The sequence below is a fragment of the Moritella sp. JT01 genome (genome assembly GCF_001574435.1).
Classification (GTDB): Bacteria; Pseudomonadota; Gammaproteobacteria; order Enterobacterales; family Moritellaceae; genus Moritella.
In genome coordinates this window covers 379723-394585 of sequence record NZ_LOCN01000019.1, presented here as the reverse complement: position 1 = coordinate 394585, position 14863 = coordinate 379723, and the positions used below count along the sequence as shown (strand labels likewise).

General features: G+C 38.1%; 8 protein-coding genes and 3 pseudogenes. 5 read left to right on the top strand and 6 right to left on the bottom strand.

Annotated elements, in window-relative coordinates:
- Positions 1–45 precede the first annotated feature (45 nt).
- The 3 genes and pseudogenes from AKG98_RS16135 to AKG98_RS16125 all read left to right on the top strand — a co-directional run.
- The gene (locus AKG98_RS16135; protein WP_067048156.1) at positions 46–1242 is read left to right on the top strand and encodes an acetate kinase; all 1197 of its coding nucleotides are present in this window, start codon (positions 46–48) and stop codon (positions 1240–1242) included.
- Positions 1243–1345: 103 nt separating this feature from the next.
- Complete coding sequence (gene pta, locus AKG98_RS16130; RefSeq protein WP_067048153.1) at positions 1346–3475, top strand: phosphate acetyltransferase; 2130 nt, start codon at positions 1346–1348, stop codon at positions 3473–3475.
- A gap of 577 nt (positions 3476–4052) precedes the next feature.
- A pseudogene (locus AKG98_RS16125) lies at positions 4053–4403 on the top strand (phage portal protein); the annotation flags it as partial.
- Between the two features lie 317 nt (positions 4404–4720).
- Here the strand turns inward: AKG98_RS16125 and AKG98_RS16120 are convergent.
- Positions 4721–6118 (bottom strand): BspA family leucine-rich repeat surface protein, encoded by a 1398-nt coding sequence (locus tag AKG98_RS16120; protein WP_067048145.1) that lies wholly within the window; start codon positions 6116–6118, stop codon positions 4721–4723.
- A 251-nt stretch (positions 6119–6369) separates the two neighbouring features.
- Positions 6370–7497: pseudogene (locus tag AKG98_RS16115) on the bottom strand (ISL3 family transposase); the annotation flags it as partial.
- Between the two features lie 288 nt (positions 7498–7785).
- On the opposite strand from AKG98_RS16115, the gene AKG98_RS16110 reads away from it, so the two are divergent.
- Positions 7786–9195: a hypothetical protein gene (locus tag AKG98_RS16110; protein WP_157534149.1), complete on the top strand. Its 1410-nt coding sequence runs from the start codon at positions 7786–7788 to the stop codon at positions 9193–9195.
- Between the two features lie 39 nt (positions 9196–9234).
- Positions 9235–9333: pseudogene (locus tag AKG98_RS23035) on the top strand (IS6 family transposase); the annotation flags it as partial.
- Between the two features lie 505 nt (positions 9334–9838).
- Here AKG98_RS23035 and AKG98_RS16105 read toward each other — a convergent pair.
- The 4 genes from AKG98_RS16105 to AKG98_RS16090 form a co-directional block, all read right to left on the bottom strand.
- A complete protein-coding gene (locus AKG98_RS16105; protein ID WP_067048139.1) occupies positions 9839–10021 on the bottom strand; it encodes a hypothetical protein in 183 nt (60 codons plus the stop codon).
- A gap of 437 nt (positions 10022–10458) precedes the next feature.
- The gene (locus AKG98_RS16100; RefSeq protein WP_067048136.1) at positions 10459–10746 is read right to left on the bottom strand and encodes a hypothetical protein; all 288 of its coding nucleotides are present in this window, start codon (positions 10744–10746) and stop codon (positions 10459–10461) included.
- Positions 10747–12646: 1900 nt separating this feature from the next.
- Positions 12647–13585 carry a class I SAM-dependent methyltransferase gene (locus tag AKG98_RS16095; RefSeq protein ID WP_067048135.1) on the bottom strand — a complete coding sequence of 313 codons (939 nt, stop codon included), beginning with the start codon at positions 13583–13585 and terminating at the stop codon, positions 12647–12649.
- Between the two features lie 103 nt (positions 13586–13688).
- Positions 13689–14765: an AI-2E family transporter gene (locus AKG98_RS16090; protein ID WP_067048133.1), complete on the bottom strand. Its 1077-nt coding sequence runs from the start codon at positions 14763–14765 to the stop codon at positions 13689–13691.
- Between the last annotated feature and the right edge of the window lie 98 nt (positions 14766–14863).

Here is a 14863-nt window from a genome sequence, read left to right as displayed (position 1 = left end):
TGTTATCAGTTATTTTATTGATTATTTCATAATAGGTTTTTACGCATGAATAAACTCGTTCTAGTTCTCAACTGTGGTAGCTCTTCTCTTAAATTTGCAGTTCTTGATTCAGTATCAGGTGATGAAAAATTATCAGGTCTTGCTGAATGCTTTAATTTAGAAAACGCACGCATCAAGTGGAAACTTGACGGCAATAAAGGCACAGCCGATCTAGGCGCAGGCGCTTCACATAAAGAAGCTGTAGCATACATCGTAAATAACATTCTTAAAGACCAAAAAGAAATGAGCGACGCAATCGTTGCGATCGGTCATCGTGTTGTACACGGCGGCGAAAAATTCACTTCATCAGTAATCATTGATGATGCTGTAATGCAAGGTATCGAAGACTGTGCAACATTAGCACCGCTTCATAACCCAGCTCACCTTATCGGTATCCGTGCTGCACAAGTTGCATTCCCAGCACTTCCACAAATAGCTGTATTCGATACTGCGTTCCACCAAACTATGCCTGAAAAAGCATACTTATATGCGCTACCGTACAAACTATACCGTGAAAATGGCATCCGTCGTTACGGTATGCACGGTACTAGTCACCTATTCATCGGTCGTGAAGCTGCTGCTCTTCTAGGTCAAAAAGTTGAAGAAACTAACATCATCAACTGTCACCTAGGTAACGGTGCATCAATCTGTGCAATTAAAGATGGTAAATCAGTAGACACAAGCATGGGCATGACTCCGCTTGAAGGACTAGTGATGGGTACGCGTAGTGGTGATCTTGACCCAAGCATCATCAACCACCTAGTTACACAGTGTAACTACACGCTTGCAGAAGTTAACAGCATGCTTAACAACGAAAGTGGTTTATTAGGTATTTCTGAAATTTCTAGCGATTGCCGTGCTATCGAAGATGGTTATGCAGAAGGTCAAGTTGGCGCAGTTCGCGCAATGGAACTTTCTTGCTACCGTCTAGCTAAATACATCGCTTCATACGCAGCTGCTTTAGGCCGTATCGATGCAATCGTATTCACTGGTGGTATCGGTGAAAACTCTGATGTAATCCGTTCAATCGTATTAAAACAACTTTCTATCTTCGGTATCGAAGTTGACGAAGCTGCGAATACGGCAGCACGTTTTGGTTCTGAAGGTACAATTACTACAGCAAATAGTAAAATTAAAGCTATGGTTATTTCTACTAATGAAGAGCTTGTTATTGCACAAGATGCAGTAAGCTTAATCAGCTAAGATTGTTCGCTAAATAAGTTTAATTTTTAAATAAGAAAGGTGTAAGCGCACCTTTCTTTCTTCTCAATCCCAATATAAGGGGACGCTAGTGGCTCGCACTATAATGCTTATCCCAGTTGGCGTAGGCGTAGGCGTAACTTCTGTTAGTCTAGGTATGGTTCGTGCGTTTGAACGCAACGGCCTAAACGTTAACTTTTTCAAACCTGTTGCTCAACCTCGCCAAGGCGAAAAAGGTCCAGAGCTATCAACTGAAATTATCCGTCAAGGAACGAATGTATCACCTGCAACGCCGTTCACTTTATCACACGCTGAAAAATTAATCGGTGCTGGTAAAACTGACGTGCTTCTTGAAGATATCGTTGAACGTTTCGAATCACACATGGTTGATGCTGAAATCGTTGTTGTTGAAGGTCTCGTACCAACATCAAAACAACCATTTGCTAACAGCGTGAACTACAATATCGCGAAAGCACTTGATGCTGAAATGGTATTTGTGGCTAACCCAGGCACAGATTCTTCAGAACAGCTTAAAGATCGTTTAGAAATCGCTTGCTCAAACTTCGGTGGCAGCAAAAACAAACGCATCATTGGTTGTGTGATCAACAAAGTTGGCGCACCACTTGATGAAGCTGGTCGTAATCGTCCAGATCTTGCAGAAATGTTTGAAGCAAACTCAGGTAATGCTAGCCATAACCTAGAAGTGCTACAAGTATTTGGCAAAAGCCCAATGCCAATCCTTGGTTGTATTCCTTGGAGCGCAGAGCTAATTGCACCACGTGCAAAAGATCTTGCTAACCACTTAAAAGCTGAAATATTAAACGAAGGCGAACTAGAAGAACGCCGTCTATTAGGTATCACTTTCTGTGCGCGTTCTATTCCAAACATGCTTGAGCACTTCCGTCCAGGTGGCTTATTAGTTACTTCTGGTGATCGTGCTGACGTGATCGTTGCTGCATGTCTTGCTGCAATGAACGGCGTTAAAATTGGCGCATTACTATTAACTGGTGATGCTCGGCCAGACGCAAGCGTATTAAAACTTTGTAGTCAAGCGATGGCAACAGGTCTACCGATCATGTTGACTACAACGAATACTTGGCAGACTGCATTAACGCTTCAAAACTTCAATCTTGATATCCCTGCAGATGATAAACAACGCATCGAAGCAGTTCAAGAATACATCGCAAGTCATATCGACAAGCAATGGATTGAATCGTTAACAGTTGGTACTAAACGTACTCGTCGTCTATCGCCACCTGCATTCCGTTACCAGTTAACTGAATTAGCGCGTCAAGCGAAGAAACGTGTTGTACTACCTGAAGGTGAAGAGCCACGTACAATTGAAGCAGCTAACATCTGTGCTGAACGCGGTATCGCGACACCTGTACTTGTTGGTAACCCAGCTGAGATTAAACGTGTTGCAGAAAGCCAAGGTATCATCTTGTCTGACGGCGTTGAAATCGTAGATCCAGTAACATGTCGTGAAAAATATGTTGCACCTATGGTTGAACTGCGTAAAGCGAAAGGCCTTACTGAAGTAGTAGCACGTGAGCAACTAGAAGATAACGTTGTGCTTGCGACTATGATGTTAGAGCAGTCTGAAGTTGATGGTCTTGTATCTGGTGCCGTTCACACGACAGCAAACACAATCCGTCCAGCACTACAGTTGATCAAAACAGCACCGGGTTCAAACCTAGTGTCTTCAATCTTCTTCATGTTGTTACCTGATCAAGTGTTAGTGTACGGTGATTGTGCAATTAACCCAGATCCAAATGCTTCTCAACTGGCTGACATCGCGATTCAATCTGCTGATTCTGCTAAAGCATTCGGTATTGAACCTCGCGTTGCTATGATCTCTTACTCAACTGGTTCATCTGGCCAAGGTAGTGATGTAGAGAAAGTACGTGAAGCAACTAAAATCGCACAAGAACGTCGCCCTGATCTAATCATCGACGGTCCATTACAGTACGATGCTGCTATCATGGAAAATGTTGCGAAAAGCAAAGCGCCAAACAGCCCTGTTGCTGGTAAAGCGACTGTATTTGTATTCCCAGATCTTAATACTGGTAACACAACTTACAAAGCGGTACAGCGTTCTGCAAACCTAATCTCTATTGGTCCAATGCTGCAAGGCATGCGTAAACCAGTAAATGATTTATCACGTGGCGCATTAGTAGACGACATCGTTTACACTATCGCACTGACAGCGATTCAAGCTAAGCAATTAACGTCTTAGTCTGAAAACCTGATAAACGTGTATTAAGGCTCCCTCGGGAGCCTTTTTTAGTTATTTAAATAACTGAAATTTAACAACTTAAATTTAATAACGTCCATATACTGACCACACATTCACCCATTATTAATAGAAACCTCATAACTAAAAGCCATCGCTATACATAGAAATTCCCACTTAGCTGAATGACCATCAGGTATTTTTAAATTTGCTTACAGTGTCTTACAACATCACGCTTGATAATGATTATTACTTCCACTAATGTTAACGCTAACATAATCTTTGATCTATTTAGATATATTCGACAGGAAAGTAATTATGAAGTGCTGTAAAGACTCAATAATGATAAAAGTGAATCGAAGATGGTTTGAAAAATTACTTTATGGCAGTATTTATAAATGTAATAACTGCCATAAAGTAATTAAACTTAAAGCATGCTAGTTAGCTTTTCATTGTAATAACAAAAAATCGTAGGCTAAAGGCGTTAATGTGTCCAATAGACTTTTATGCCATGATTTACGAACCATTATCTGGTGACAGCTAGAGCACCAGAACGTCAATAGGATTAAATGCCACCCTGTTCCGCAGTCTGTTTATCAATAACCGCAGTGGTAAGGCTGATGCCGAAAAGGCGATTAAAATTATTCCGGTGGGAGATATATCAACCAAGGATGAATTTGAACGCATCAAGAAGATGACGTTAAACGATATGTTGAGTATGCACCGCGGCCAGGAAGCGTTAAGCGGGCAAACATCGGGTGATAGTCCGGGCTTTGGTGACCTGGATAAAATCACCCGGGATTATTACAACAATGAAATGGTTCCGATGCAGCAGGACATGCTGGAAATTAACGAGTATTTACCTGCTGCACTGCATATTAAATTTGCAGAGCCAGCGTATTCCGACTTAAACCCGAGGAATGAAGACTGATGGAAGAACTGATTGTTTTTATAAGGCAATAGGGGCAGCTGTGTTTGTTGTCCGCCACAACACAAATGTATATGTCTGGTACACGGATTACTTTTTTTCATTATTTTATGTCGGTGCTGATGGCAATTTTGTCCGCTTACATTGCGGAAAGCTTTTGTATTTGGCTGGGCCTGAATGATGGATTGAAAACGGGGATTATTGGGATTTCGCGGCGTATGTGAAATAGGACCCTGTAAATAATTTAAAGGAAAGCCGACACCAATACAGTTCGTGTTCAGCTTTCTATCTTATAACCAGAAACTATCTTTATTACCGTTTTATTTACAGTACATCTCTGTCATATCTACGCCTGATAAATCCCATGAATCCACATTGCTTTTCTCGAATGCTTTAGCCCGACAAAACATGTAACGCATATCTATTACATTAGATATATCCCAGCGGTTAATATCTTGGTTAAATACTTCAGCACCATTGAACATATATCCCATATCAGTCACGCTAGATGTGTCCCAATGACTAATATCTCGATCAAATACCTTAGCATACGAGAACATAACACTCATATTCGTCACGCTAGATGTATTCCAATCGCTAATATCTTGGTTAAATGAATAAGCACCATTGAACATAGACTGCATATTCGTCACGCTAGATGTATCCCAATAAGTAATATTTTTATTAAATACCTCATTATGCGAGAACATAGATTGCATACTCAACACATTAGATGTTTCCCAACCACCAATATCTTGGTTAAATGCCTTAGCCATGAGAAACATCCTGTCCATATAAATCACATTAAATGTATCCCAATCACTAATATCTTCGTTAAATGCATCAGTCATACCGAACATACCTCTCATATCCGTTACGCTAGATGTATCCCAATCATTAATATCTTGGTTAAATGCCTTAGCCTTGAGGAACATATCTCTCATATTCGTTACGCTAGATGTATCCCAATTACTAATATCTTGGTCAAATGCATTAGTCTTACTGAACATCTCTGACATATTAATCACATTAGATGTATCCCAGTCGCCAATATCTTGGTTAAATGAATAAGCATTCTGGAACATACGGGACATAGAAGTCACTTTAGATGTTTCCCAGCCACCAATATCTTGCTTAAATTCCGCAGCATATCGAAACATACTGTCTATATCAGTTACGTTAGATGTATCCCAGTCGCCAATATCTTGGTTAAATGAATAAGCACCTTGAAACATTCTATGCATATTAGTCACTTTAGATGTATTCCAGCGTCCAATAAATTGGTTAAATGCCCCGGCATCCATAAACATGGCATCCATACTAATCACATTAGATGTATTCCAGCGTCCAATAAATTGATTAAATGCCTCAGCACCACTGAACATACTTCTCATATCAGTCACTTTAGATGTATCCCAATAGCTAATATCTTGGTTAAATGTTTTGTTATCCTTAAACAATTCACTCATATTTGTTATATTTGTTGTTATAACACGAGTCACATCACCACCATTGGCAATCATCTTGCGCAACATAGTTTCATCTACAACTGTATACATTTTCCCATTAACAATGCCTGTATCGTTAACTTTCGCTGATAATGGCGCTACGATGGCTCCACTCATTCTGGATTTGTAAAACGCACCTACATTTTCGCTCGCGTGTGCATTAAGTGACATTGCAGCTAAAAGAGTAATAGTCAGTATCTTAAATTTCATAATAAAAATTCCATGTATACACCCTGATTATTGAGGTGATGAAAATTGTGAAAAAGCAAAACCCGAATAACCATAAAGAGGTATTGCGGTAATTTATTATTGTATAATATTTTTGTTTTTTATACTGACTGAACTGATAGGTGATTTAACTGAATTAGCAGGTGCTTTAACTGAATTAACAGGTGTTTTAACTAGCTGTCAGTTAGTCTGTCTTTTAAGTTAAATGGTTCTTCTCCCGTTAGTGTGGTTAGTTAAAATCCATACTTATGATACCCATTTAGATCCAACCACAGTCGCTGAAAATAAGATTTAACAGAGCTTACGCCATAACATCTACGTTTTATCACTTTTATTTTATTATTCAACCCTTCGACAAAACCAGAGTTTTTTCTACCTTTAAAATAATTGGCAATTTTCCCCTTATACTTTACCAGTGTTGATATGAACGTTTTAAAAATTGTAACATCGGATTTTTCAACCGCAGCAATCCAGCGCTCTATTTTGCCCATTGCTGATTTACGTTTCATATGGGTGTTGAATATATTAGTCAATTTTAATGCATAGCTATGGGCGATTTTCAGCTCTGGTGAATGTTGATACAAAAACTCAAGCGAGACTTTATCTACTTCCGATAGACACTCATGCTTTTTACGTAATATCCACATCATATTTTTAAGACGCGCGTATTCTTCAGATGATAATTCAGTCTTTAATCTTTTCATTTCTTTAATTCTTAGTGTATCTAATGGCGCGCGATATTGTTTTGCTATATGAAATCGATCAATGACAACTACCTGTTTACCAAAGACTTCCATAGCCGCATAAACATAACCATCCCACATGTCTGTACATACTGACCTGACCGTTTGCTTTAGCGCTTTAGGAATAGAATCTAGGAATTGTTTAACACTCACTTTTGTCCTATCTTCGAGTACTGCTATGACAGATAGCACCCCTGATTTTGACTTGGTACTGACAATAGCAAGATAATCATGATGACCTTTCTTATTACTGATTTCATCAATACCAATAGTGTTAAGATCAGTGTACTGACTCCAATCTACAGTGCTATTCACTTGACGACTAACAGCACGCACGATGGTTTTATAACTCACACTCTCCTTACGAGATACATCCTCGACAGTGCTATTGATTAAATATCGCATCAAATATTCTTCAAACGCTGTCGTTATTTTAGCGTTTTTACTGCACCTATTATACTTTTCAGTGGTCGTAGGATGGTCGCCACATGCCTTGCATTCATATCTCACAGGTTTGATCCTGAGATAGACTTTACGCTCTAGTATTTTTGTGTGTTGAACCATGATTTCAGTACTGTATCCGTTACGTTTTGTCACGGGTTTACCGCACTTACGGCATGTAGAATGAGTAGGATGATTCTACCCCTTATCCTGCCTGCATTCCACTACAACACTAACGGGCGGAGAGCCAACTTTTCTTATAACTGACCTAAATAAACACTGTGTAAAAGAACAGAGTTGAAAACACTTTATATAGTGTTGTCTATTTAATTAACGCACCCATCCCACTTAACAACCTGATAACATAGATCACAATTATGCGACATCTTAAGTGTGCACGTACCACTATAGTGTTACATTCGCTGTCTAGTTTTTCGATTTAACGAGATAGCGAGTAAAGTGTTTATGAAAAAAAGTATATTATTATTGAGTGTGTGTAGCCCTCTCTTATTTCACTCCGCGCATGTGTTATCACAAGATAACTCTTATGTTGACGTCAGTAGTGAGATTTCAGGTGAAGGAAACACAAATGACAACACCTACATGTATGCGGCGGGTAAAAATAATGGCTTTATGTATAGCTATTATTTCAAAGTGCAAGGGAAAAATAGTGATAATTATTATAGAGGTTCGGTTCCTTTACTAGAAGATGATACCTTCAATGTAAATGAAACATATATCACAGAAGTCAGTATAGGGAGAACTTATGCTGAAGCAAGGGGCGATAAAAGTAGAGATGGCCATGTTTGCTTTAGAGAGCCGTGCGATATAGATGCATACAAAATTGGGGAAGAGAATGAAAGTTCTATTCAGTATGAAACTAAATATTTAGGAGAGTGTGTGCTTGGTGGTGAACACGGAGCTGCAACTAAGTTGTTTTATTATGAAAAAACCGAGAACAAAACTTTCCGAAGTGAATACCAGGATTCAAAAGCAATTCATTTAGATCCATGGAACCACCCTGGAAAAAACTCTTGCGATACGGATAAGAGTGGATATCCTGTAAATAGCAATGGTGAAGCAATAAAACTTTGTGGAAAGCTAGACGGCAACAATGAGTTTCCAAATTGTTATACTCACATACAAATTGATCAAGACTATAACGTAGGTACAACCTCACCTAGCAACTCGTTTGTAAATGCGACTTCTGATACCGACGTTACAATTGAGGGGGACTTTTTTTGCTTATATGAAAGTGGAGAGCGTAAAAAGGTTAATGTTTTTGATACGGACGGGAATATAACTATCCGACCTAATACGATAGCATCATTTTCTTTGGCTCAAGAAAACATCAAAGCTTGTGTTTTTACTGGCTACATTGGTGATTCAGGTATGTTTTATGGGCTCATTGCTTCAGAGGGAACGATGGAAAAGCCTATTGTATTTACTCAAGTGCATAACAATCTGCCGCTAGAGTACCTGGGGTATAAAGTAGATGTACACGGCACTGAGCTTATAATTAGATCTGAATCTAAAAATGATAATATTGCTAAGGCTAAATTAACTAATGTAGGTGATAAAAACCTCCTGAATCTTGGTTTAACAGAGACCGACTCTTGTAAAGATCCCGATGGCTGGCAGCCGAATATAGCTAAGAATCAGTCGATTTATCAGTTTATTGAGGTGGTAGGTGAAACCACGACTTGCAGTATGATTTTAGACGAGGTAAACGGCGATATGGGTACTATTTCATTTAGTAAGGAAGCACCAGAAGATAAAAAGAACTATTCTATTTTATTCAAGGGTTTCTACTATTCATCTGACAAATTCGAACTTACTGAAGAGGATGATGGAATTAATATAAAAATGCAATAGTCCAATTAAGATCGACTTTTCAGGACAATATTATCCATCCGAAATATTCACTTTGACCACTCAACGTTAAACCGTTGGCTGGTCAAATGTACACCACAACTTGAAGCCAGATTAAGAAAGAAAAAACGTAAAGTATCCACTGTAGTGGTTCATTGAGAATACTAGTTAACCACATGATAAAATTATGGCATTATATCTACAACACAATTTATTGGTTCTAGGCGCCCTTACGTGGGAAGCTATAACGAAATCAGAGATTCGCAGATGACTAGTACAGTATCAATATATGAAACGGGAAAAATGCGGGTCGAAATTGGTGACGAGTTACATATTGCTAAACTATGTTTATCAACCGGTGCGCGTTGGACCTAAGAGGCAGTGATATCGTGCATGGTCGAGTAACGTTTAGTGATACCAAAAATGGTAAGAACAGGACGGTACCCATTATGACCCAATTAGTATGTTCTGCTGCTATTTACTGCTCGACACAGCAAAGCTAAAGCCCTGTAATAGCGGGGAAAGCCTATTACAGCAGGCGTTAGCTTATTGGCATAAGAAGTCTAATTGATGCCATCACTCCAACTAATCATAAAATGCATTATACGCATTTCAAACAAATAAGAATTGTTTGAAATTAGCTAGATTATTTCTCGATTTCAGGTTTACCTTCTTCGTTGATATAAAGTTTTGCTTTAGATTCATTTATTAACCGTGCAGCATAAGACGGTGATAGCGCGCGAACACTCCCTTTCTCTCCATGGAATGAAGATTCCCATACTCTATCTTTATATTGACCTGTTACTATAAACTCTACTATTACTTTCATAAGGATTCCTTAAGTGGTAGTTTTGTGTTGTACAGTTACATTCTTTATTTTTAACGTGTAAGCAGTTAACAATACACCGATTTAAAGTTTTTAAAAACATTTGATAAGTTGTTCGGCGTCCATCGGTTGATAATTTTTTTAGTAATAACTTTTTCTCTATCTACTAAATCGTCCATATACGACCGATTGAACATAAAGATGATAATGTACAACACCACTCAGGCCAAAATGCCCCCTAAGCCTCGTTTTAGCCTTTTATACCGATTTTACTCAGTAATTATAGATGGATAATCTTGCACTGTCTTAGTAATCCCTCTTTCGCGCGATTCTAATTGAAATACTTATTTCTAATACTTTTTAGATATGGGATGCAAGTCACTATAGGAGGAAAAGCCTATTGTGATGATCGCTAGCGTTACGAGCCCCTGTTTATTAGCTTAAGCTTTCTGCTTTTTGATGTACCAAATTAAAATAGGTATTTCGATTAAGCCATAAGTTATGAGCGTAAACCAAACCCAATTAACATTCATAATGAACAAATTGAATTCATGCCCACTACCCCAATAATGTAGGCCAACGACTAGCAAAGAAAAACCTGAAACAAAAAGATCATAAACTGAAATTTTGTTCAAGCTGTCACCAGCTAACTTCGGATAGATAGAAAGGTACGCCACTAAAATAATAATGAGGTTTAATAATAAAATAGATAATTCTGGTGAATCCATTTAAAGCAATACTCCTTATAACGGTGTATTTACGGAATTCCGTAAACTAAATTTAAATGACTGAATGCAATTAAAAATAGCAATATATACCAATATTTAAGTAGATTATACGTTTAAAACTATTAATTAAGTAATGACACTGAATTTCATACACAAAGAAATGCCAGCATGATAATCTAACTTTTGCTATATATATTAATAACATTAAGATATGAGGTAAACATGAAGAAGCTGATAAGAAAAATAAACGTCGCTATCGTTATCAAATAATAGCGACGAATGATATATACATCACGCCTCAATATCCATAACAACAAGCTAGCTCACAATTTCCAGCCCCTCCCTCTAAGAAAAATGCTTAAATCTACTTTATTGCTATTTTTAATACGTATTTATCAGCAGAAACGCCTATGTCATCAGTGAGCATTGTTACCCATTTAATCTTATTATTAGTCACCTATATCGGTATATTCTATCGTGTGCATCAACAATACCCTATCAAAATAGGAAAACCGTTCACCCTCGAGCAAATCCTTGCAATTAAAAATCGATTCATAATTTATACTTTACTGGTGTTTGGTATATCAACGCTGGTCAATTTCCCGAATCTCTACTGGCAGGGTTAAGATTGAGAATAGTATCTATAGGTTACCCTTGCAGCTAGACCTGCTGGATCTAACTACTTAGTTAATGCAGTCTCAATAAGTTGATTAGTGCCTTCATCAAGTAACAGGTCGGTATCACACCTCTATTGTAAATAATAGTTAAATAAAGTGAGGTTTCAGCTCACCAAAATCCTCTTTTAAGCTTATGTATCAACATTTCTACACAGTCGCGCTTACAGCGATTAAAATTGAGTAATTAACGTCTTAGTCTCAGATAAAAAATAACGTGTTCAGAGCTTCTGAGGACGTTATTTTATATAACAAAAACAACTAAAAAAGTCAGTCTTTAGTTGTATTTAATTTCTAATTTTTACTTGATTTTTGAATACACATTAAAAATGTGATATAAAATCATTTAAATACATACACTTAAAATGTAAACCCCAGTTAACACACATGGTTATCCACAGAAATTGTGGATAACCTGATTAAAATGCCTATTATTGGTAAGATAATCCAATTATAAGACTAATTTAGTCCACAACCGCGTTTTTATACTTAAAGTTATACACAACTGGAGTAATGCTAAGGGGATATACACACAATACGGACATATTTGTGTATAACGTGATGAATCGAAAAATAAGTTAATCGTCGTGTCATGCAGGCAATATAAATAGATAAAAATTTATATTGTAAAAATACGGCATGATGTATTAAACAGGCATAAAAAAAGCCTCAAACGAGGCTTCTTTATCATCAGTATATACCGTTAACTATTCAGTCTTAGCTGATTAGTTAACGCCTGACTCATCTTCAAGTTGTTTGCGTAATTCCGCTTCTAATTCTTGTTGTAATTCGTCTTGAAGTTGATAATACGATAAATCGTTTTCATTATAGTCCATCATAACCACCTTAATAGTACTTAACAGTACATCGTTAAAATATGTCGATAATCGATAACCTGCTTATCACACTTCTCCGAACAACTCTTTGCTCAGCTCATGTATTAATCCTAACACAGCATTTTCAGTCTGCAATATTTGTTGAGCTGAGTGAAAAGTTTGATCACGGTCAATAAATCCATTTTGTAATTATTTATCAACATTTTGTTGATCAGCTCTTCATATGAAAGCAAACTAACGAAATAACAAAGGGACGACGACCTCAACATACAACAAGGTAACTAAAACTGAACAATAATAAACAAAATAGAACAACTTAATATAAGGTATACCAAAAAGTAATATACCTCTATTTTGACGTTGAAATCAGCATAAAATCGAATACAGGTATTAATCCGCTTTAGGTAAGTAAGTAAAGATTAATACTTTAAGACCCTTACCCGCTTCTGCTTCTTTAAATACGGCTGGCGGCGCAAGCTGTTCTTGGAACACACAATCAGGACAATGCTCTGCCACATTATCAAATAAGAACTGCTCACCAAGCTCAGGGGCATTTAAACATAACATCACTTTACCACCCGGTTTCATTAACTCTGGGATACGCTTAATGATTTTGCTGTAGTCACGTTTAATATCAACACTGCCCTTTTGGAATGACGGTGGATCCGAGATCAACAGGTCATAAGGGCCATGTTTACGTAAACGGCCATACGATTTAAAGATATCAACCCCTTCAAATTTAACACGCTTAAGATCATGACCATTACTGCGGTGATTATCACGACCCATGGTTAATGAGGTACGGCTAAGATCAACGTTCATCACCTTGTCTGCACCACCCGCTAAAGCGGCAACAGAGAAGGCACAAGTATAGGAGAACAAGTTTAATACATTGGCATTTTCTGCGTGTTCTTTCACCCATTGACGGCCATTCGCCATATCAAGAAATATACCCGTGTTTTGCGCACGACCAAATTCGAGATTGAAAGTCATACCATTTTCAGTGATCTCGGTACGGTGGCATTCTTCGCCAAGGAACAATGCTGTGGGGGCTCGTTCACGACAACGGAATTGCACGAGTACGGTTTTACATTGCTCACCAAGTTGTGTTTGAAGCGATTCTGCTAACAATAATAAGTAATCGTTCTCTTCTTCTTTGTATAGCGTAATAAGTGCAACTGGTGGTAACCAATCGATGTTCATGTGCTCAAAACCAGCATACGTATGGCCACGACCATGGAACAAGCGACAAGCATCTTCTGCAACAGCAGAAAAATCAATAAATTCAAGCGGAAATTTCACATCAACCTCGGACATAGCGGCAGTCACAATCTTATTCACCTTAATTAATCTTACAAAACAAAAAGGGATGCACACTGTACATCCCTTTATTCAATTCACCGCATTATACTTGATTAGCACTAAAATGCGATCAAGCCTCTTGGTTATTTTTCACGTCAACATCACTACTCTTCTTCACGTCAACATCACTACTGATCAGTATCGACATCCAGTTCTCATCATTAATGGTTTCTAAGCCAATTTTAACAATCATGGTTAGCGGTACAGCGAGTAACATACCAACGAGACCAAGTAACCAGCCCCAGAAGATTAATGATAAGAATACAATCAAAGTTGATAAACCTAGCCCTTTGCCCATGAAACGCGGCTCTACAACATTACCCATAACCAAGTTAATAGTCACATAACCCGCCGCTACCGTGCCAGCTTCTGGTAAACCTAGCTGTAACGTCGTTAAGATCACCGCAGGTACCGCGGCAATTAAAGAACCGATATTAGGTACGTAGTTGAGTAGGAATGCGATTAAGCCCCACAACAGATAGAAATCCACATCCATTAGAAACAGCATTAAGCCAACCGAGATACCCGTCGCGATACTGACTAACGTTTTGATCGCCACGTATTTGTTCACCGAATCTAAGAACTTGTCTAACTGTGCTAATTTGAAGTCAGGGTCTTTAAACATTAAATGCAGTTTCTTCGGTAAAGCATCACCTTCGAACAGCATAAAGACCACCGTTAATAAGATCAGGAAAATATTGGCCATCACCCCAGACAAACTACTAACCATGCTAGAGACCATAGTAACAGCAGTACCTGGGTTGAAGTATTCCAGCAAGGTGTCTGATGATATTTTGATGTTATATTTATTTAAGAACATCACTAACTCACCGTAATGTCCTCGAATTTGGCTTTGATAATCACCAATATTACTGGTGAGCTGCTGCACACTCGAACCAATCACACTGGTGATCGACAAGCCAATAGTGATAGCGATAATCAGCACAACAAAAATCGCGATCCCGCGTGGGATACGGCAACGCGTGATCACATTGACCAACGGGTTGCAAATAATCGCAATAAACAGAGCAAGTAAAAATGGAATGATAATCGGTGTGGCTATTTTGATACCACCGAGAATAATGATCACGGCGGCTATCATCACCAAATTACGCATCTGGCTATTTTCATTTAAAATTAGTTTCATAGTTACTCATTAAGGAGGCTGAAATTCGTCAATATTCTATAGCGTGATTGATAAATATAACCTTAACAAGGTAAAAACACTAATAATATTAGATTTTG

What these genes read in the sequence shown, in the direction of transcription:
- AKG98_RS16135 (WP_067048156.1), top strand. Translation starts at nt 46, where the DNA reads ATGAATAAACTCGTTCTAGTTCTCAACTGTGGTAGCTCTTCTCTTAAA.
- pta (WP_067048153.1), top strand. Translation starts at nt 1,346, where the DNA reads ATGCTTATCCCAGTTGGCGTAGGCGTAGGCGTAACTTCTGTTAGTCTA.
- AKG98_RS16120 (WP_067048145.1), bottom strand. Translation starts at nt 6,118, where the DNA reads ATGAAATTTAAGATACTGACTATTACTCTTTTAGCTGCAATGTCACTT.
- AKG98_RS16110 (WP_157534149.1), top strand. Translation starts at nt 7,786, where the DNA reads ATGAAAAAAAGTATATTATTATTGAGTGTGTGTAGCCCTCTCTTATTT.
- AKG98_RS16105 (WP_067048139.1), bottom strand. Translation starts at nt 10,021, where the DNA reads ATGAAAGTAATAGTAGAGTTTATAGTAACAGGTCAATATAAAGATAGA.
- AKG98_RS16100 (WP_067048136.1), bottom strand. Translation starts at nt 10,746, where the DNA reads ATGGATTCACCAGAATTATCTATTTTATTATTAAACCTCATTATTATT.
- AKG98_RS16090 (WP_067048133.1), bottom strand. Translation starts at nt 14,765, where the DNA reads ATGAAACTAATTTTAAATGAAAATAGCCAGATGCGTAATTTGGTGATG.